General features: G+C 71.6%; 20 protein-coding genes and 1 pseudogene. 7 read left to right on the forward strand and 14 right to left on the reverse strand.

What is annotated here, in order from left to right:
• Positions 1–125: 125 nt before the first annotated feature.
• Entirely contained in the window at positions 126–500 is a 375-nt protein-coding gene (locus ACWFR3_RS44055) for an RNHCP domain-containing protein (protein ID WP_453740335.1), read from the forward strand.
• A gap of 3 nt (positions 501–503) precedes the next feature.
• Here the strand turns inward: ACWFR3_RS44055 and ACWFR3_RS44060 are convergent, their stop codons facing one another.
• The 10 genes and pseudogenes from ACWFR3_RS44060 to ACWFR3_RS44105 all read right to left on the reverse strand — a co-directional run bounded on the left by ACWFR3_RS44060 (position 504) and on the right by ACWFR3_RS44105 (position 10,334).
• Positions 504–2,123 (reverse strand): alpha/beta hydrolase, encoded by a 1,620-nt coding sequence (locus tag ACWFR3_RS44060; RefSeq protein ID WP_453740336.1) that lies wholly within the window; start codon positions 2,121–2,123, stop codon positions 504–506.
• 97 nt (positions 2,124–2,220) lie between these two features.
• Positions 2,221–2,982 carry a TIGR04222 domain-containing membrane protein gene (locus ACWFR3_RS44065; RefSeq protein WP_453740337.1) on the reverse strand — a complete coding sequence of 254 codons (762 nt, stop codon included), beginning with the start codon at positions 2,980–2,982 and terminating at the stop codon, positions 2,221–2,223.
• A 177-nt stretch (positions 2,983–3,159) separates the two neighbouring features.
• Positions 3,160–3,894, reverse strand: a pseudogene (locus tag ACWFR3_RS44070) (DUF4142 domain-containing protein); the annotation flags it as partial.
• A gap of 173 nt (positions 3,895–4,067) precedes the next feature.
• The gene (locus ACWFR3_RS44075) at positions 4,068–5,039 is read right to left on the reverse strand and encodes a TIGR04222 domain-containing membrane protein (RefSeq protein ID WP_453740338.1); all 972 of its coding nucleotides are present in this window, start codon (positions 5,037–5,039) and stop codon (positions 4,068–4,070) included.
• 11 nt (positions 5,040–5,050) lie between these two features.
• Positions 5,051–6,358 (reverse strand): DUF692 domain-containing protein, encoded by a 1,308-nt coding sequence (locus ACWFR3_RS44080; protein WP_453740339.1) that lies wholly within the window; start codon positions 6,356–6,358, stop codon positions 5,051–5,053.
• Positions 6,359–6,509: 151 nt separating this feature from the next.
• The gene (locus ACWFR3_RS44085; protein WP_453740340.1) at positions 6,510–7,277 is read right to left on the reverse strand and encodes a DUF4142 domain-containing protein; all 768 of its coding nucleotides are present in this window, start codon (positions 7,275–7,277) and stop codon (positions 6,510–6,512) included.
• A 113-nt stretch (positions 7,278–7,390) separates the two neighbouring features.
• Positions 7,391–8,020 (reverse strand): TIGR03086 family metal-binding protein, encoded by a 630-nt coding sequence (locus tag ACWFR3_RS44090; protein ID WP_453740341.1) that lies wholly within the window; start codon positions 8,018–8,020, stop codon positions 7,391–7,393.
• The gene (locus ACWFR3_RS44095) at positions 8,017–8,484 is read right to left on the reverse strand and encodes a hypothetical protein (protein WP_453740342.1); all 468 of its coding nucleotides are present in this window, start codon (positions 8,482–8,484) and stop codon (positions 8,017–8,019) included. Before ACWFR3_RS44095 ends, ACWFR3_RS44090 begins: the two co-directional genes overlap by 4 nt.
• Positions 8,485–8,561: 77 nt before the next feature.
• Positions 8,562–9,260: a TetR/AcrR family transcriptional regulator gene (locus tag ACWFR3_RS44100; RefSeq protein WP_453740354.1), complete on the reverse strand. Its 699-nt coding sequence runs from the start codon at positions 9,258–9,260 to the stop codon at positions 8,562–8,564.
• Positions 9,261–9,359: 99 nt separating this feature from the next.
• Positions 9,360–10,334, reverse strand: a complete 975-nt coding sequence (locus ACWFR3_RS44105) for a LysR family transcriptional regulator (RefSeq protein WP_453740343.1) — start codon at positions 10,332–10,334, stop codon at positions 9,360–9,362.
• A gap of 114 nt (positions 10,335–10,448) precedes the next feature.
• Here ACWFR3_RS44105 and ACWFR3_RS44110 point away from each other — a divergent pair, with 114 nt between their 5' ends.
• Together ACWFR3_RS44110 and ACWFR3_RS44115 are read left to right on the forward strand one after the other, a co-directional pair.
• A complete protein-coding gene (locus ACWFR3_RS44110; RefSeq protein ID WP_453740344.1) occupies positions 10,449–11,342 on the forward strand; it encodes an NAD(P)H-binding protein in 894 nt (297 codons plus the stop codon).
• A gap of 64 nt (positions 11,343–11,406) precedes the next feature.
• Complete coding sequence (locus ACWFR3_RS44115) at positions 11,407–11,784, forward strand: darcynin family protein (protein WP_453740345.1); 378 nt, start codon at positions 11,407–11,409, stop codon at positions 11,782–11,784.
• 35 nt (positions 11,785–11,819) lie between these two features.
• Here ACWFR3_RS44115 and ACWFR3_RS44120 read toward each other — a convergent pair whose 3' ends face one another.
• The 4 genes from ACWFR3_RS44120 to ACWFR3_RS44135 form a co-directional block, all read right to left on the reverse strand.
• On the reverse strand, positions 11,820–12,572 hold the full coding sequence (locus tag ACWFR3_RS44120; protein WP_453740346.1) for an aminoacyl-tRNA hydrolase: 753 nt from the start codon (positions 12,570–12,572) through the stop codon (positions 11,820–11,822).
• 70 nt (positions 12,573–12,642) lie between these two features.
• Positions 12,643–12,810, reverse strand: coding sequence for a hypothetical protein (locus ACWFR3_RS44125; RefSeq protein ID WP_453740347.1), 168 nt, complete (start codon positions 12,808–12,810; stop codon positions 12,643–12,645).
• 10 nt (positions 12,811–12,820) lie between these two features.
• Positions 12,821–13,768, reverse strand: coding sequence for a polysaccharide deacetylase family protein (locus tag ACWFR3_RS44130; protein WP_453740348.1), 948 nt, complete (start codon positions 13,766–13,768; stop codon positions 12,821–12,823).
• 117 nt (positions 13,769–13,885) lie between these two features.
• On the reverse strand, positions 13,886–14,329 hold the full coding sequence (locus ACWFR3_RS44135) for a YunG family protein (RefSeq protein WP_453740349.1): 444 nt from the start codon (positions 14,327–14,329) through the stop codon (positions 13,886–13,888).
• Positions 14,330–14,504: 175 nt separating this feature from the next.
• On the opposite strand from ACWFR3_RS44135, the gene ACWFR3_RS44140 reads away from it, so the two are divergent.
• The 4 genes from ACWFR3_RS44140 to sph all read left to right on the forward strand — a co-directional run bounded on the left by ACWFR3_RS44140 (position 14,505) and on the right by sph (position 18,044).
• Positions 14,505–14,912: a VOC family protein gene (locus tag ACWFR3_RS44140; RefSeq protein WP_453740350.1), complete on the forward strand. Its 408-nt coding sequence runs from the start codon at positions 14,505–14,507 to the stop codon at positions 14,910–14,912.
• Positions 14,913–15,008: 96 nt separating this feature from the next.
• Positions 15,009–16,208 (forward strand): Cmx/CmrA family chloramphenicol efflux MFS transporter, encoded by a 1,200-nt coding sequence (locus ACWFR3_RS44145; protein ID WP_453740351.1) that lies wholly within the window; start codon positions 15,009–15,011, stop codon positions 16,206–16,208.
• A 5-nt stretch (positions 16,209–16,213) separates the two neighbouring features.
• Entirely contained in the window at positions 16,214–16,792 is a 579-nt protein-coding gene (locus ACWFR3_RS44150; protein WP_453740352.1) for a TetR/AcrR family transcriptional regulator, read from the forward strand.
• Positions 16,793–17,048: 256 nt separating this feature from the next.
• Positions 17,049–18,044, forward strand: a complete 996-nt coding sequence (gene sph, locus ACWFR3_RS44155; protein ID WP_453740353.1) for a sphingomyelin phosphodiesterase — start codon at positions 17,049–17,051, stop codon at positions 18,042–18,044.
• Positions 18,045–18,074 lie beyond the last annotated feature (30 nt).

Here is an 18,074-nt window from a genome sequence, read left to right on the forward strand (position 1 = left end):
CGCCCGGTCCGCGTTTTCATCGAGAGGTCGAACCCGAGAACAGGAAGATGGTGCTTGTATGCCCAGGGCCCCGCGGAACAGCTCGAAGTCAGCCCATTCCGCGACGCACTGGAGTCACTCCCACCATGTCCCGCAACACCTCTCGGCGGGCCCGCACTGAAGCGCGCGCCCAGACCTTCCGCTGCCTGCACTGCGGTCTCGACGTCTCGATGACCGCGCCGGGCACCGACCACCGCAACCACTGCCCGAACTGCCTGTGGAGCCGTCACCTGGACGACACCCCGGGCGACCGTGACGCGGACTGCGGCGCCCGGATGGAACCCCTCGCCATCTCCGTACGAGGAGACGGCGAGTGGATCCTCGTCCATCGCTGCATGCACTGCGGCGTCCTGCACGCCAACCGCACGGCGGGCGACGACAACGCCCTGCCGCTCACCCGGCTCGCGGTGCGTCCGCTGGCCCAGCCGCCGTTCCCGCTGGAGCGGCTCGGCGCCCTGTAGGAGCTAGTGCCCCTTGGGGAGAGCCGCTGCCCGCGAGCCGGACAGCGGCTCGGGCTCCTTGTGCGGCGCGCACTGCGCGCTCCGCTCGGGGAGCCTGCCCTCCAGGAGGTAGGACTCCATGTGGCCGTTGACGCAGCGGTTGGGCCCGCCGGCGATGCCATGGGTCCCCGCGCCCCGCTCGGTCACCAGCACCGAACCACCCAGCCTGCGGTTCAGCTCCTGAGCGCCCTGGTACGGGGTCGCCGCGTCGCGCTCGGCGGCCAGGATCAGCGTCGGGGGAAGCAGGCCCGCCGACGCCCGGACGTCGAGGGGCTGCTGCCGGGGCGCGGGCCAGTAGGCACACGGCAGGTTCATCCAGGCGTTGTCCCAGGTCTCGAAGGGAGCGCTGCGCGCGAGCTTAGAGTTGTCGCGGTCCCAGGTCTCGAAGTCCGTCGGCCAGGCGGCGTCGTTGCACTCGACCGCGGTGTAGACCGCGTTGCCGTTCTCCGACTCCTTGGCCGCCTTCGGCTCAGGACCCGCCTGCTCGATCAGCGGCTTCGGGTTGCCCTTCAGGTACGCCGAGAGTGCCGAGGCACGCATCGGCCAGTAGTCGTCGTAGTACCCGGCCTGGAGGTACGCCGACTGCAGCTGGCCGGGGCCGACCTTGCCGCCCGCGGGCTTGGCCGCCACCGCGTCGCGCACCTTCTCGTAGCTGCGCGAGACGGCCTCGGGTGTCTTGCCCAGGTGGTACGTCTTGTCGTGCTTGGCCACCCAGGTGCGGAAGTCGCCCCAGCGCCGCTCGAAGGCGGCGGACTGGTCGAGGTTGTTGCGGTACCAGATCTGCTCGGGGTCGGGGTTGACCGCCGAGTCGAACACCATGCGGCGCACGTGCGTGGGGAAGAGCGATGCGTATACGCCGCCGAAGTAGGTGCCGTACGAGGCGCCCATGAAGGTCAGCTTCTTCTCGCCGAGCGCCGCCCGCAGGACGTCCAGGTCACGGGCGTTGTTCAGGCTCGTGTAGTGCCGCACGTCCTGCCCGGAGCGCTTGACGCAGCCCTCCGCGTACGCCTTCGCCTGCTTGATGCGCTCCTGCTTGTACGCGGCGGTCGGGTGGGTCGGCGCCTGGGTCGGCGCCTTCGCGAACCGCTTGGGGTCCTGGCAGGAGATCGGTGCCGAGCGGCCGACACCGCGCGGGGCATAGCCCACCAGGTCGTACGCCGCCGCGATGCGCTTCCACTCGGGGAGCATGCCGGCCATCGGGAAGTACATGCCGGACCCGCCGGGCCCGCCGGGGTTGAACACGAGGGCGCCCTGCCGCTTGACCGCCTTGCCGCGGCGCGGTTCGGCGTTCTTCGTGGCCTTGACGTGGCTGACGGTCAGCTTGATCTGCTTGCCGTACGGGCGCGCGTAGTCGAGGGGCACCGACACGGTGCCGCACTTGACCGAGGGCGGCAGGCCCTCCGACGCGGGACAGGCGCCCCAGCGGATACCGGCCGCCTCCGCGCGCTGGGCCGCCAGGAGACTGCCGTGCGCCTCCAGATAGGGGGCGGGGTCGGCCGCGGACGCGCTTCCCGCGGGGGCGGCGACGAGTGCGGTCAGGACCAGGGATCCGGCGGTTCCGTAGAGGGCGGCTGCTGCTCTCATCGCTCTTCATTCCTTCATTCGGCCGTGCGTTGCTCGAATAAAAGGGATGATTCGTTCGGTAAATGGCGAAGTAAAGCACCGCCTCGCATGTTGCGGCTCAATGACTCCGATGCGCCGCATACCGGTGTGCGAAAGCCGCACGCAGTTCCGGATCGGCGAGAACGCGCGTACCGCGTACGGCGACGGCGGTGAGGTCCGAGCCGCCGCGCGAGGGGAGCGCGCTCAGGAGGAGCTGGCCCGCGGGCGAGGCCCAGCGCGGGTAGGGGTGGATCTCGAAACGGGCCACGGCGAGGCAGCTGGCGTTCAGGACCAGCGGCAGCGCGAACCAGAGCGCCACGGACACCTGCCCCGGCACTTCCTGAGCGGGCATCAGCAGCGCCACGGCCCCCAGTGCGACCGTCGCCGCCGTGGCGGCCCGCACCTGCCGGACCGCACCCGCGACCCCGGACCAGGTGCCGTCGGGCAGCGCGAGGCCCGCCGCGACGAGGCGGTCGGCGAGGGCGCGCATGGCGTCGGTCCCTGCCGCCGCCCGGCGTACCGGACCTATCGGCGACTGCCCCTCGGCCCCTATGGCGCCGAGCACGGAACGCTCCATGTCGTCGCCGCCCACCGGGTCGACGACCGTTGCCCAGCCGGTGTGCGCGAGCAGCAGGCGCCGGGTGCGGGCCATCGACACGAGGGTGAGGTCGGCGACGCGGTCGGGGCCGCCGGAGAGGAACGCGGCTTCGTAGAGCGTCAGTTCATGACGGTGCTCCGGGGTGGCGCCGTGCCGGCCGGCACGGTACGCGGTGAGGCAGAGCCGGGCACAGGACAGGCCCGTCACGACCCAGGCCACGAGAAGGAGGGGAAGCCAGAACATGCCGGTGTTTTATGCGAGAAAACGGGGCCGCGCCACGGGTTATTCAGCATGCGGACGCGGGGTCGCGGGTACATAACGTTCCGCTTTGCTGCGGGGTTTGTTCTTCCCCTTTTCTTCTTTCTCTTCCTTTTTCTCTTCCTTGGGCTTCGCGGACTTCGTGATCTCTGCGGGCTTCGTCGGTCTGGGACGGGACGCCGGTGGGGGCAGGGGGAACGTGGGGGAGGGGGAGACCGGGGTCGCGGGGGCCGGTGTGCCGGCCGGGCCCGGCGGGGCCGGGGAGCGGGTCACCGGGGCGGGAGCCGCCGATGCCGCGTCGCGGGCCAGATCGTCGAAGTCGACGAGGCCGGTGCCCTCGAGGACCGTGATGTGGTCGAGGACCGTCGTGTTCGCGTCGTCGGCGAGCGCGCGCACCAGCGAGTTGCGGGTGGTCGCGCGGACCTCGGCGACCACCGAGAAGACCTTGCCGTGGGCGGCGCGCAGAATGTTGGCGAACTTCTCGTCGTACACGTCGCCGTCCGCGTCGCTCAGCTCGTCCAGCCACTCCCGCTGCTGCGGGTTGGGCTGGCTGGGCAGTTCGAGGTTGAGCCGCGTCGCCACCTCGCGCACCCGCGCGTCCAGGAACGTATGGCCCTCGACGAGATGCTCGCCCGCGGTCTGGACCGCTTTGGTGGTGCCGCGCGCCTCGGCCTGCTGTCCGGCGGGAAGCTCCCAGAGCCCGGCGAGGCGCACCTTGCCGATGAAGTCGCGGTCGAGCGCGGAGAGCGGGCCGAACTCCGTCGACACGGTCTCCGCGTTGAGTCTGTCCAGACTGGTGCCCGACCTGTCCTCGTACGACCAGACGGGAAAGAGCAGCGCGGCCAGGGTCGCGACGAGTCCCGCGACGATGAGGCCGGTGCCGTTGATGGATCGCATGACGCCTCCTGTTGCGCGCCGCACGTTAGTGCGCCACGGGGAGGGCCCTGCGGTATACGGTCCGGAGTACGTCAACTGCCGTACGGGTAAGGGGCATCGAAGGCGGGCGGGCACTGTTCCCGGCTCAGAGCTCTGGCCAAAGCCCTGGCCGGAGCGGTGATGGAGGCCGGGGCCTAAGAGCTGCCCCCTCCGCCGCCCCCGCAGCCGCCTCCACCCCCGCCGCCCCCGCAGGACGAGGAGCCGCCGCCGCAGCCGGAGCTTCCGCAGCCGGAGCCGCCGCAGCCCGAACCGCCTTCGCCGCCGCCCGCCCCGCCGCCCCCGCACCACGCGATGGTGCTCCCGGAGCTCGCGTACGCCGATGACGAGCCCGACGTCCGCCCCGGCCTGACGCGGTGCGCTGCCTCCAGCTGCGCGCGCAGGCCCGGGTCGAGGACTCCGACCAGGCCGCCCACCGCCACGAGGTGCGCCGCGCCGTGGACGTTCTCGCCCGCGGCGCGGTACTCCGCGAGCGCGGTCCGGCCCGTCGCGGTCACCCGGGTGCGGGCGGCACGGCCGCAGACCATGCCGATCAGGGCGCCGATCACCCAGGCCGCGATCAGGACGACCGTCGACGCGCTCACGGGGTCCCACGAAGGGCCGTCGTCGTCCTCGACGGCGATGACGGCGATGACGACGAAGAAGCCGACGACGCTCAGGACGTTGTGCCGGATCCTCAGGCGCCGCAAGCGGGCCAGGGGCTCGGGCCGCACCATCATGCCGCGCAGGGCCAGAGCGTCGCCGATCGCCTGTACGGCGGGGCTGCGCATCACGCCGATGCGCAGCCAGTGCAGGGCGCTGCTCGGCGCGGAGGCGCGGGCCTCGATCGCCGCGGCCTCCACCGGGTTGCGGGCCTCGGCCGACCGGATCTCGACGATGCCGGGAAACGCGACGACCAGGCGCCCGTCCTCGTGCAGGGCCGCTATGGCGGCGTCGGCCACCCTGCCGGGTCCGCCGGCGAGGAAGGCGGCCTCCAGGGGGTCGAACACGGCTCCGCGTTGTGCGTCGGGCTGCGCGGGCGCGGCCTGCCGTATACGGGAGACACCGACGAGGAGAGCGGCCGACGAGGCCGCGACCAGCAGGGCGAAGCAGACGGACAGGATCTCCACGGCCGTTCCCCCTATCCCCGCCGCAGGGCGAGACGCGCCGCCCGCAGCCACCGCGTGACCGGCCGGCCGTCCAGCGGCGCGGGTCCGGACCGATCCAGCCACCACCGGGTGAGCCGACCGCGTGCCGCGGAGTCCTCGGGCTGCCCGGCGAGCAGCAGCCGCTCGGCGAAGTCCAGTGCGTCGCGCCGGTATCCGCCGGACATCGGCCGTGTCTGGGCGTACGAGAGGAACTGAGCGCGGTAGGCCTTGCCGAGAATCTCCGGCAGCTCGGGCGCCACCTTCGCCACGACGTCCGCCCGCTTCCCGGCCAACGCCCGGCTCTGCACGGTGAGCCGGGCCCGGTCGAACCCTTCGGGCGCGGGTGTCCCCGCGACGAGCGCGGAGAGGAGCGAGGTCTGCGCGAGGGCGAGACGCTGCCGGGTGGGGTCGGGTACGGGCACGGGGGGCGCGGATGCGGGCGGTGCCGTTACGGTGGCGCACTCGCCGGAGGCCGGTGCGCCCGCCCGCACGGTCTCCCGTATCGCGTCCAGCTCCCGCTCCAGCTCCTGCGGCGCGGGGAAGTTCTCGTCGCGTTCGAGGAGGACACCCGGCGGGGTCACCCGTGATGCCAGATCCGCCAGGACCGCGAGGACCGGCTCGGGCACGGGGTGGGCGTGGCTGTCGTGCCAGACGCCGTCCCGCTCGAAGCCGCCCGCGACATGGACGTACGCGATGGCCTCGACCGGCAGTTCGTCCAGGGCCTTCGCCGGGTCCTCGCCGCGGTTGACGTGGTTCGTGTGGAGATTGGCGACGTCGATGAGGAGGCGGACGCCCGTGCGCTCGACGAGCTCGTACAGGAACTGCCCCTCGGTCATCTCCTCGCCGGGCCAGGAGATCAGCGCCGCGATGTTCTCCACGGCGAGCGGCACCGGCAGCGCGTCCTGCGCGATGCGTACGTTCTCGCACAGCACGTCGAGCGCGTCGCGGGTGCGCGGCACCGGAAGCAGATGGCCCGCCTCAAGCGGCTGCGAAGCCGTCAGCGGGCCCCCGGCGCGTACGAAGGCGATGTGCTCGGTGACCAGCGGCGATCCGAGCGCCTGCGCGCGCTCGGCGAGCGCGGCGAGGCGGGTCTCGTCGGGACGGCCCGCGTCGCCGAGGCCGAGCGAGACGCCGTGCGGCACCACCGTGACACCGCGCTCGCGCAGCCGCAGGAGGGAATCGGGGAGGTGCCCCGGGCACAGGTTCTCCGCGACGGCCTCGACCCAGTCGATGCCCGGCATGCGTTCCACGGCGTCCGCGATCTCCGGACGCCACCCGATTCCGGTCCCCAGGTGCTTCATGTTCCCCCTCCTCCGCCAAGACCCCGCGTCGTGCTCGTTCACGTACTCGCGCACGTACTCGTACTCGTGCTCGCGCGCGTGTCTTGTGAACGTGTGCAGTGGTCATGGCCCCGACCGATGCGGCCGAACCCCTGAAGAGGGACGTTCAGAGCTACATTTGAGGTTCCGGCCTGTTTGTGTTGACTTCGCCCGGCGGTGCGGGCGAGGGCCGCGAGGTCGTGGACACGTCGCCGGTCGGGCCGGCCGGCGGGGGCTCCGGGGGAGTGATCCCGGAGGGTGGGGGAGGACCGGTGGGGCTGGCCGTCGCGGTGGCGGCACCGCCGTTGGCTATGTCGTCGAAGTCGACAAGTCCGGTGGCCTCCAGCATCGTGATGTGGTCGAGGACCGTCTGGTTGGAGTCGCTGGCGAGCTGCCGTATCAGCGTGTTGCGGGTGCTGTCGCGCACCTGCGCGATCACCGCGAACACCTTGCCGTGCGCGACCCTCAGCAGGTTCGCGAACTTCCGCTGATACTCCATGCCCTCGGCCTCGCTCAGCTCCTGCAGCCAGCCCTGCTGCTGGGCGGTGGGCTGGTTCGGCAGCTCCACGCCGAGCTGCGCCGCGACCGAACGGGCCCGCTTGTCGAGGTCCGTGTGGCCGACGATCAGATGGTCACCGGCTTCCTTGATCGCCTCGGTCGGTGCCCGCTCGACGGCCTGCTGGCCCGCGGGCAGCTCCCACAGCCCCGCGAGCCGCACCTTCACAAGGAGATCCCGGTCGGCCGCCGAGAGCGGACCCCACTGTGTCGCGACGGACCCTGCGGCCAGATTGGCGGGCCCCGTGCCCGAGCGGTCGGCGTAGGACCACATGGGGAACGCGAGTGCGCCCAGTGTGACCACGAGTGCCGCGATGATCAGAGCCGTACCGTTGATGCGCCGCAATGTGCCGTGCCTCCCTGCCCGGTCAACCTGCCGTGGAGGCAAGCTACTTCCTGGTACCGGGAGATACGGAAGAGGCGTGCGTGATGTTCAACGCTTTGCCCGGCGGCTTCGGATCACCGGTGCGCGGATACCGGCGACCGTCCTAGCAGGGCCAGCATCTCCTCCAGCGGGGACGCGTCCTCCGGAGTGGGCAGTACGGGGGCGAACGCGGTGCCGGGGCCCCGGTGTTCGGGGTCCTTCGGTACCCTGCGGGCGATTTCGAGAGCGGCCCCGACGACCGGCCGTGCGAGGTCGACGGTGATGCCGATGGTCGTCGCCACGTCCCAGGCGTGCACCACGTAGTCCAGGAAGTGGAAGCCGACGGCGATCCGGCCCGTGAACGTCCCGCCGATCTCGGGCAGGGTGAACCCCCGCTCCAGGACGCCTTGTTGGGTCCCTAGGGCGCCTCGTTCGGTCCCTTCGGCCTCTTCCGCGAACGCGGCGAGGACGTGCCGTGCCGACTCCTCGTAGATCTTGAACGGATCGCGGCCGAGGTCCGGCGCGATCCAGTACGTACGGTCGGCGCCCGAGCCCCGCGCCGCCGCCGCGAAACCGTGGTGCTGCGCGGCCATGTGCGACACGAGGTCACGCAGCGTCCAGCCCGCGCAGGGCGAGGGGCGTTCCCAGTCGGTGTCGCGGGCGGCGCTCAGGACGCGCAGTGATTCCCGGACGGCGATGCGGTCCAGTGCGATGAGGTCGGTCATGGGGTCCTCCTCAGGATCCTTCCGCTGTGAACGGCCGCTCCCGGCCAGGAAGTCGGGTCGGAGACGATCGCGTGGGCGGCGGCCCAGGCGGCATCCGGGTCGAACCGGTCGGCCGTCCAGGCGGTGGCGCGCATCGCGCCCCGGTCCTTGTGCGCGCGGACGATCCGCAGGTGGTCGGGGCGCCCGACGAACGCGTACAGCGATCGCTCGTCGGACCAGAGCGAGACGGACCCCGAGCGCTTGTGCCACGGGTCGGCCCAGAGCCACATGCCGACGGCGCCGGGCGTCCCCGGCCAGCTCCTGCGCAGTCGCAGTCCCGCCAGGGCGATCGGGGCGGTCTGGGAGTGCCGGTGTGCGGTGAACTCCGTGACGCTCACCAGGACCGGGCCCGGAGTGTGCGCCGCGGGGCCCGCTTGCCAGGGCGAACGCATGATCGAGCGTGTGCGTGTAATCGGTGTGGGCATACGGCAAGCATAAATCTAAACGAACGGTCGTGCTACTTGTTTCCGGGGCCGGTTCCGCATTCCATCAGCCGGACAGTTCAGGGGAGTTGAGGCACCGAGGACGGATCCGCCGCCGCGCCGCGCAGCCGTGCCGTGATGGCGGCGCCCGCCCTGCGGTAGGAGTCCGGCTCGTCGTGCAGCACCGAGTGCGCGTTGGCCGCCTCCATGAAGGCGATGAGCTCGAAGGCCAACTGCGGAACGTCGGTGTCCGGGCGCAGCTCGCCGGTGTCGCGGGCCTCGGCGACGCAGCCCTCGACCTGGCCGTTCCAGTCGCGGTCGGCGTGGACCAGGGCGTCGTGCACCGCGCCCTCGCGGGCGTCGAACTCCGCGATCACGCCGTAGAAGAAGCAGCCGCCGGGGAAGACCCGCTGTTCCGAGTAGTCGAGCCAGCGCGCGCACAGCTGCCACAACCGGTCGAGGCCGGGCGGGGACTGCCGGGCCGGTTCCACCACGTTGTCCAGGAAGATGCGGCCCGCCGCGCGGATGGTCGCGAGCTGCAGCTCCTCCTTGGAGCCGAAGAGCGCGAACACCCCGCTCTTGCTGAGCTTCAACTCCGTGGCGAGTCGGCCGACCGACAGTGCGTCCAGGCCCTCCACCGAGGCGATGTCGACCGTGCGGCGCAGGACGAGGCGCCGCGTCTGGTTGCCGCGCTCCACCCGGCCGTCGAGCTTCGTTGTCCCCGCGCCCGCGCCTGAACCCGTCTGTGTGTCCTCGCTCGCGCCGATTCCGCTCGCCATGCCGGTCTCGCTCGCCATGCCGGTCTCCTCAGCGCCGTTCCCTCGTACGTTTCCCGAGGTACATCCTCTCCTGCCGCACCGTGCCTGTGGGCGCGCACGTCAGACGGCCGGGCTCCGGGGTGCGAGGAGCGTCCGGCGGACGGTGTCGCGGAGCCAGCGGTGGCCTCCGTCGGCGGCCTGGCGGGGGTGCCATGCCATGCCGACGGACAGCGGCGGCAGGGGCAGCGGGATGTCGAGGAGCCGCAGGCCGAGGGCGGTGGCCGGGTCGCTGAGGGGGGAGGGGGCGGCGCCGGGGAGCGCGGTGGGGACGAGGCAGACGACGTCGCTTGCGGCGGCGAGGGTCATCGCGGCCATGTGGCTGGGCAGGACGACGGCGACCCGGCGCCGGAGGTCCAGCTCGGCCAGGGCGGTGTCCATGGGCCCCTTGAACCGGCCGCGGCGGCTGACCACGACGTGCTCGGCGGCGGCGAGCCGCTCCGGGGTCAACGTCCCCTCGGCGAGGGGGTGTCCGGGACGGACGGCAGCCGCCATCCGGAGGGCGACGAGTTCCTCGACCGCGGTCTCGGGATCGACGTGGTCGATGGACCCGACCTCCAGGTCGATACGGCCGTCGCGGAGAGCCGGTCCGGCCTCCAGATCCTCGGCCCGGAACCGCAACGAGACCCCCGGCGCCTCCTGCCCGGCCAGCCGCAGCAGTCCGGGGGCCAGTGCCGCGCCGATCAGGTCGGCCGCCTGGAGGGTGAAGGTGCCGCGCAGCGAGGCGGGGTCGGCTCCGGCGCCGGGAGTGAGCAGCGCTCCGAGCTGCCGTACGACCGTGGCGGCCTCGTCGCGCAGGGCCCGGGCCCTGGGGGTGGGGACCATCCGCTGGCCGGCCCGGACCAGGAGGGGGTCCTGGAGGACGCGCCTGAGGCGGGCGAGTGTGCGGCTCATGGCGGCGGGGGACGTGCGCAGCCGCGCGGCGGCGCGAGTGACGCTCTCCTCGGCCAGCAGCGCGTCGAGGGCGAGGGCGAGGTTGGCGTCGATGAAGGGTTCGAAGGGTTCTGGACTGCTCGGACTGCTCGGGTTGCTGCTCATCGGCATAATTCCATTTCAGGCAATGATTCCTTGCTGAAGTTCCCATTGTGGCAACACCGGGGTCCTCCGCAGGATGAGGGACGTACCGATCCGGCACGACCCCACGAGGTTTCCATGATCGTCATTACCGCTCCCACCGGGAACATCGGCGGCCACCTGCTGCGGCTGCTCATCGAGTCCGCCCCCGCCCGGGGCGAGGAACTGCGCGTGATCGTGCGCGATCCCGCCCGCCTCACCGACGCGGTGCGCGAACGCGTCGAGGTGATCACCGGCTCGCACGGCGACCCCGAGATCGTCGACCGCGCCTTCGATGGCGCGGACGCCGTGTTCTGGCTCGTACCGCCGGACGCCTCCCTGACTCCGGAGGACGCCTACAGCGGATTCACCCGCCCCGCCGCGAAGGCCCTCGTCACACACGGCGTCGGCCACGTCGTCGGCGTCTCCGCGCTCGGCCGCGGCACGCCGGTCGCCGACCGCGCGGGACTCGTCACGGCCACCCACGCGATGGACGACCTCATCGCGGGCACCGGCGTCGCCTACCGGGCCCTGGCCAACCCGTCCTTCTTCGAGAACCTCCTGGAGGAGGCCGAATCGCTCCGGGAGAAGGGCGTCTTCACCGACGCCGTCGACGCGGACCGCAGGGCACCTCTCGTCGCCGTCGCCGACATCGCGGCCGTCGCGGCGGACCTGCTTCTCGACCGCACCTGGACCGGCAACGACGACGTCCCGGTCCTCGGGCCGCAGGACCTTTCCCCCGACGACCTGGCCCGCATCATGACCGAGCAGCTCGGCCGCCCCGTCCGCTACGAACGCCAGCCGCTCGACGAGCTGTACGACACCCTCGTCGGCTACCGCCTGAACGAGGCGTTCGCGCAAGGCATCGTCGACATGAAGCGGGCCAAGAACGAGGGCCTCGACGCAGGCGTCGCCCGCACCCCGGACACCGCGACCCCCACCACCTTCGAGCAGTGGTGCGCGCGGACGCTCAAGCCGGCGGTCCTCTCCTGAGGCACTTCAGGTAACCGACGACCCACCGTACGAACCGACCGAACGACGCCCAGGAGGCCCAGCCATGCCAGCCGAGAGCACCACCGTCACCACCACACCGCCGGTCACCGCATTCATCCTCGTCAAGACCACACCCGAGTGGCTCGCGATGACCGTCCAGGAGCGGGTGGACGCCTTCTCCACCCGGGTCATCCCCGCGATCAAGGCCAAGACGAGCGGCGTACGGTCACGCTTCTACGACACGGAGTTCTACTCCGCCCGCGTCACCGACGTGTGGGTCTGGGAGGCCGACGACCACGAGGCGTACCAGCTCCTCATCGACGCACTGCGCGAAACCCCGTTCTGGGACCGCTACTTCGAGATCGTCGACCTCCTCGTCGGCACCGAGAACGGCTACGCCCGTACCTACGGCCTCGACCCCGTGGCCAGCGTCAGCACCTGAGCCCTGCGCACCTGAGCACGGGGGCGAGGGAGGGCTCAACGACGCAGGGCGGGGTGGTCGGCGACCACGGTGCAGGAACCGGGCGCGATCTCCGTGAACCCCGCGTCCCGCACCACCGGCAGGCCGCTCGCCACGAGTTCGCGCCAGAGTGCGGCGTCGGGGGTGCGCACGGAGAGCGGGTATCCGGCGTCACGCCAGGCCGCGCGCTCCTCGTCCGACAGCTCCCACCACGCCAGTTGGGCGCCATGTCCCGCCTGCGCCATCGCCTTGCCCGCCGACATGTCCACGTCGGGGCTCATCCACAGGACCGGCGCGGTCGAGTCCGCGGGCGGCACCGGCTCCGGGTCGTCCAGGTCCGTGCCGGACACCTGGAGCTTCGCGAGTTCCTTGGGCCAGCCGTCCAGCGGGATCGGTGGGAAGACGCGGACCTCCGCCGACTTGCCCGTGACCGTGATGCCGGGGAGCGCCTCGGCCCGCCGCCACTCGGCACCGCGGGCCCGCCGCACCACCTTGCGGATCCGGGCGTCCTGCCAGTCCCGCATGGCCTGCGCCCACTCGCCCTCGCCCAGGGACCGCTCATCGCCGAGCATGACGAGCACCGCACGCGCCGCGGTCTCCAGGGCGTCCGTACGGTGCGGGGGCTCGGCACGCTCGATACGGGTCACCAGCGGCAGTACGTACTGTGGCGCCTCGTCGCGGGACGTCGGCTCCACGCGGAAGGGGCTGTCCCCGGGGTCTTGGATGTCCTGCGGCCCGGGATTCCCGGCGGAGGTCTGATCGCTGCTCACGGGCCCATTTTGCCAGCCCGCCCGGCAGGGGATCGGCCGGAGTCGTCCGCAGTGCCGTCGTCGCGGCGGCTCAGCCCGAGCAGGCAGTGCGCTGCGCCTCGTGCCATTCGCATACGGGGCACAGCGTCACGCCTTTTTGGGTTTCCGGGTACTCCGTGGGCTTGCGGCACAGTACGCACTCGGCGAACGGGCCCTCGGGGGAGTCGGCGGTGTCGGTGGTGTCGGCGGTGGTGTCCATGTGGGGCAGGTTATCCGCGTGCGCCGGCCGCCCGGATCTGCTCCGAAACGCGCACGAACCGGAAGCCGCGTTCGCGCAGCTTCGGGATGATCGTCCGCAGGGCCCGTTCCGTCGTCGGAGCCGCGCTGCGCGTGCAGTGCATGACGACCACCGATCCGGGCCGTACCCCGTCGAGCACCTGCCGGGCCACCGCGTCGGCGTCCGTCGCGAACGCGTCGCCGCTCACCACGTCCCACTGCACGGCCGTGACCCCGCCGGGAGCCAGTGCGCGCAGCGACCGCTTGTCGTAACAGCCGCCGGGGAAGCGGAAGTACGGGACCTGGTGCTCGACGCCCGCCTTGCGGAAGGCGGCGAAGGCGCGCTCCACGTCGGCGCGCATGCGGGAGGCGGGGACGGTCGGCAGGCCGTAGCAGCGGTCGGTGAAGGCGTAGTGGCTGTACGAGTGGTTGGCGACCTCGAAGAGCGGATCCCGGCCGATGTCCTTGGCCTGCGCCGGATACTCCTCGGCCCACCGCCCCGTCATGAAGAACGTCGCCGGCACCTTCTCCCGGCGCAGCGTCCTCACCAGTGCCGGATTGTCGAACCGCTCACCCGCCGCGGCGCGGGGCCCCTGGTCGGCGGTCATGTCGGCGTCGAAGGTGAGGGCCACGGTGGGGGCGGCGGCGGACGCCGGAGTCCGCGGGGCGTTCTTGAAGACAGGGGTGAGGCCCGCGGGGCCGGGCGCGAGCGTCGCGGGGCGGGGCGGAGTGCTCGCCGTGGAGCGCGCGGTCCGGTCATGGCCGCCCGCTCCCGGAGCCGGGTCCGAGCCGCAGGCGGCGAGTGCGGTGAGGGCGAGGGCGGTCAGTGCGCAGGCGGTCGTCCGGCGCCATGCGCTCGCTCTGCGGGCGGTCGGCCTGCGGGCGGTCAGTCTTCGTGCGGTCAGGTGCCGCGCGTTCAGTCTTCGTGCCGGGATGATCATGTTGCGAACATAACGGCACAAATAGGATTAGATCGGGAAGAAGGGATTACCCCGCCCCGGACGGCCGAACCGCCGGTGAGCAGCGGTCGGCAAGCAGCGGTCGGCGAGCGGTACCTGCTAAGCCGTCCCCGTCGTGCAGGCCGCCCCTGCCGATACCGCCTCGGCGAACCGCTGCCGCAGCAGTTCGTACTCCGCCTGGCGGCGCGGCAGGCGGCCCGGCGGTCGTTCCACGGAGCGCGGCGCGGTGACCCGCTGGCCGAGCCTGAACTGCTCGCGTGTCAGGTCCAGTTCGACCCCGCTCGCGAGACGGTTCCACCAGTGGAAGCCCTGCTGCTCGCCATCGGCCGACCGCACCTCGCCGACCAGCAACTCGCCGCCGAATATGTCGTGCACGAGGATCGCGGTGATGTCGCAGTGCCCCCGGGCCGGGTTGTCTGCGGTCCACGGGGCGCGGGCGACGTCGTCCGGCGAGCAGGTGTCGGCGGCCCACGCGGCGCGCAGTGCCGCGGAGAGGTCGGTCAGGGTCAGCGGTTTCGCACTGGTCGGCGGCAGCGGATTCATGCCGGTCAGAATGGCACCCGCCACTGACAAATCCGCTTGGCGGCCAAGTTCGTTTGGCGGCGCGGCCCGCCGCCATGAGGGTGTGAGGGCGGGCGCCGGCCGGCGAGACCCTGCGACCGCGCGCCGCCACGGACGACGACGAGACGACGACGAGACGACGACGAAAGGCCCGCCCATGCGCTCGACCCTCTTCAATGTTGCCTTCGACTGCGCCGACGCCTACGAACTGGCCCAGTTCTGGAGCAAGGTGGTGGGTCACCCGCTCAACGACGACGACCTCCCCGGCGAATCGACCGCGGCCATCGCCCTCCCCACCGGCCTGCACCTCTACTTCGCCGAAGTCTCCGAGCCGAAGACCCGGAAGAACCGCGTCCACCTCTGCCTCCAGCCCGAAAGCACCCGCGACGAAGAGGTCGAACGGCTGCTGGCGGCGGGGGCGACCGTGGCTGCGGACCGCAGGAACCCCGACGGCACCGGTTGGGTGGTCTTCACCGATCCCGAAGGCAACGAATTCTGCGTGCTGCGCAGTGCGGCGGAGCGCGCGACCGGTGAGCCGGTCAGCTGTGATCGAGCCGTCCACTGACGTTTTTGGAGCGATCGATTCAGAATGTGTTAGCGTCCTGAGCGTCAGTTTTGGAGCGACCGCTTCAAAAAGTAGAGCGCGATCAGGAGGGTTTCAATGCCGCCTGCGGTGTACATAGTTGGGCTCGGCATCTTCACCCAGGGGACCTCGGAGTTCATGTTGTCCGGCCTCCTGTCGGGCATGGCCGCCGACCTGGGGGTGTCGATCCCGGACGCGGGGCTGTTGATCTCGGCCTTCGCGATCGGCATGGTCGTCGGCGCGCCGCTGCTCGCGGTGGCCACCCTCGGCTGGCCCCGGCGTACCGCGCTCGTCTCCCTCCAGGCGGCCTTCGTCGTCGCCCACGTGATCGGCGCCCTCGCGCCCGGCTACGGGGTCCTCTTCGTCACCCGCGTGATCAGCGCCCTCGCGTACGCCGGGTACTGGGGCGTGGCCGTGGCCACCGCGGTCGCCCTCGTGCCGCCCGCGGCCAAGGGCAGGGCCGTCGCCGTCGTGGCGGGCGGCCTGACCCTTGCCACGGTCGTCGGTGTGCCGGCCGGCACCGTGCTGAGCCAGTACTCCAGCTGGCGCGCCGCGTTCTGGGCGGTCGCCGCCGCCACCGTGGTGAGCCTGGTGTGCACGCTGCTCGTGGTCCCGGGCGGACAGGGCGGCCGGGGCGAGGCCGGGCGCACGTCGGTCAGGGCCGAGCTGCGCGGCATGGCACGTCCCCAGCTCTGGCTCTCGTACGCCATCACGGCCTTCGCCTTCGGCGCGGTCATCGTCACCTTCAGCTATCTCGCGCCCCTGCTGACCGAGGTGACCGGAGTGCCCGAGGGGTGGGTGCCCGCGGTCCTCGCCCTGTTCGGCGTCGGCGGCATGGTGGGCCTGGTCATCGGCGGGCGCACGGCCGAGGTCCGCCCCCTGCGGACCCTCGGCCTGGGTCTCGGCGCGCTCGCCCTCTTCTCCGCGCTGCTCGCCCTGACGGCCGAATCCACCGTCGTGGTGATCGCGCTCGTCTTCCTGCTCGGCCTTGTCGGATACGTGACCAACCCATCCCTCCAGTCCCGGGTGTTCACCCTCGCCCCGGCGGCCCCGACGCTGGTCGGCGCCACCAACACGGCCGCGTTCAACGTCGGCAACACCCTGGCCCCGCTCCTCGGCGGCATGACCATCGACGCCGGACTCGGCTACGCCTCCGTGGCCTGGGTCGGCGCCGCCCTCGCCGCCGCCGGAGCGGTGGCCGTGCTCTGGGCGGCGCGGCTCCAGCGGGCGGAGCGGGACCAGGCGTTTTGTACGCGTATTCCAAAACCCGTACTGTGAGGACCATGGCCAGGCCACGAGAGTTCGACGAGGACCGCGTCATCACCGCCGCCATGGAGACGTTCTGGCGCCACGGGTACGAGGGCACATCGACGCGCGCGCTGTGCGACAGCACCGGGCTCGGGCCCTCCAGCCTCTACAACACCTTCGGCGGCAAGCGTCAGCTCTATCTGCGCGCCCTGCGGCGTTACTACGAGACCAGCGCCGCCGAGCAGATCGAGATCCTGCGGGGCGAAGGGCCGGCGAAGCAGCGGCTGCGGGACATGATGGTCCACGCCGTGGACGCCGATCTCGACGAGGCGGACGGGCGCGGCTGCTTCGCGATCAACGCGGCCGTCGAGATCGCCGGGCTCGACCCGGAGGTGAAGGACGCGGTGCGGCGCAACTTCGACCGGGTGGAGGAGGAGCTGCGCGCGGTCGTGGCGGCCGGCAGCCGGACGGGCGAGCTCCGTTCCACCGCCGACGCGCGGGCCGTCGCGCGCCGGGTGCAGAGCACGTACTACGGCCTTCGCATCCTGGCCCGCGTCCAGGACGACCGGCAGGCGCTGCTCGACACGGTGGAGAGCACGCTCGCCGATCTCTGAGGCTCATGCAAAAGAGCCCGCAGGTAACACCCCCACGCACAAGGGCAGCCACGCACAAGGGCAGCCACGCACAAGGGCAGTCCACACGGAACAGCAGCTCACACGCGCCAGCCCGCACAAAATCGCCCCGCTCCCGCCGCGGGATCTTTGTTCACGCGGCGTATCCCCAGAAGTAGCCCCGGCTGATTGGATATGCGGCGCCACGTCAGCCACATCACGTGCACCCTCACAACACCCCCCACTCCCGGGAGATTCAGTGCCGCACCCAGCGCTGCGCAGGACTCACGCCGTCGCGATCACCACGGTGCTCGCCGCGGCCACGCTCGCCGCCGTCGCCCCGTCCGCGACCGCCGCCGACACGCCTGCCGCGTCCGTCGACACGCCCGCACTCAAGGTGCTCTCGTACAACGCGTTCCTCATGAGCAAGAACCTTTACCCGAACTGGGGTCAGGACCACCGAGCCAAGGCCATACCGGCCGCGGACTTCTTCCAGGGCAAGGACGTCGTCGTCCTCCAGGAGGCCTTCGACAACTCATCCTCCGACGTGCTGAAGGCCAACGCCGCCGACCGCTACCCGCACCAGACCCCCGTCATGGGCCGCAGCAAGGACGGCTGGGACGCCACCGGCGGAGCGTACTCCTCGGTGACCCCCGAGGACGGCGGAGTCACCGTCCTGAGCAAGTGGCCGATCCTGCGCAAGGAGCAGTACGTCTACCAGGAGGCGTGCGGTTCCGACTCGTTCTCCAACAAGGGCTTTGTCTATGCCCAGTTGAACGTCAACGGCAAGAAGGTGCACGTCGTCGGCACCCACACCCAGTCCACCGACCCGGGCTGCGGCTCCGGCGAGGCGGCCGCGACCCGCGCCTCGCAGTTCAAGGAGATGGACGCCTTCCTGGAGGCCAAGAACATCCCGTCGGACGAACAGGTCATCGCCGCGGGCGACTTCAACGTCGACTCGCACAGCGGTGAGTACGCCTCGATGCTCGCCGACGGAGGCTTCGCCCCCGCCGACGGCCGCAGCGGCCACCCCTACTCCTTCGACACCCGGGACAACTCCATCGCCGCCGAGCGCTACCCGGACGACCCCCGCGAGGACCTCGACTACGTCCTGCACCGCGAGGGCCATGCCCGCCCCGCCGCCTGGCACAACGAGGTCGTCAAGGAGCAGAGCGCTCCCTGGACGGTCTCCAGCTGGGGCAAGAAGTACACGTACACCAACCTGTCCGACCACTATCCGCTGATCGGTTCCTAGCGGCCGTGGGCCGGGTGCGCGGCAGGACGC

The organism is Streptomyces sp. NPDC055189 (genome assembly GCF_053606765.1).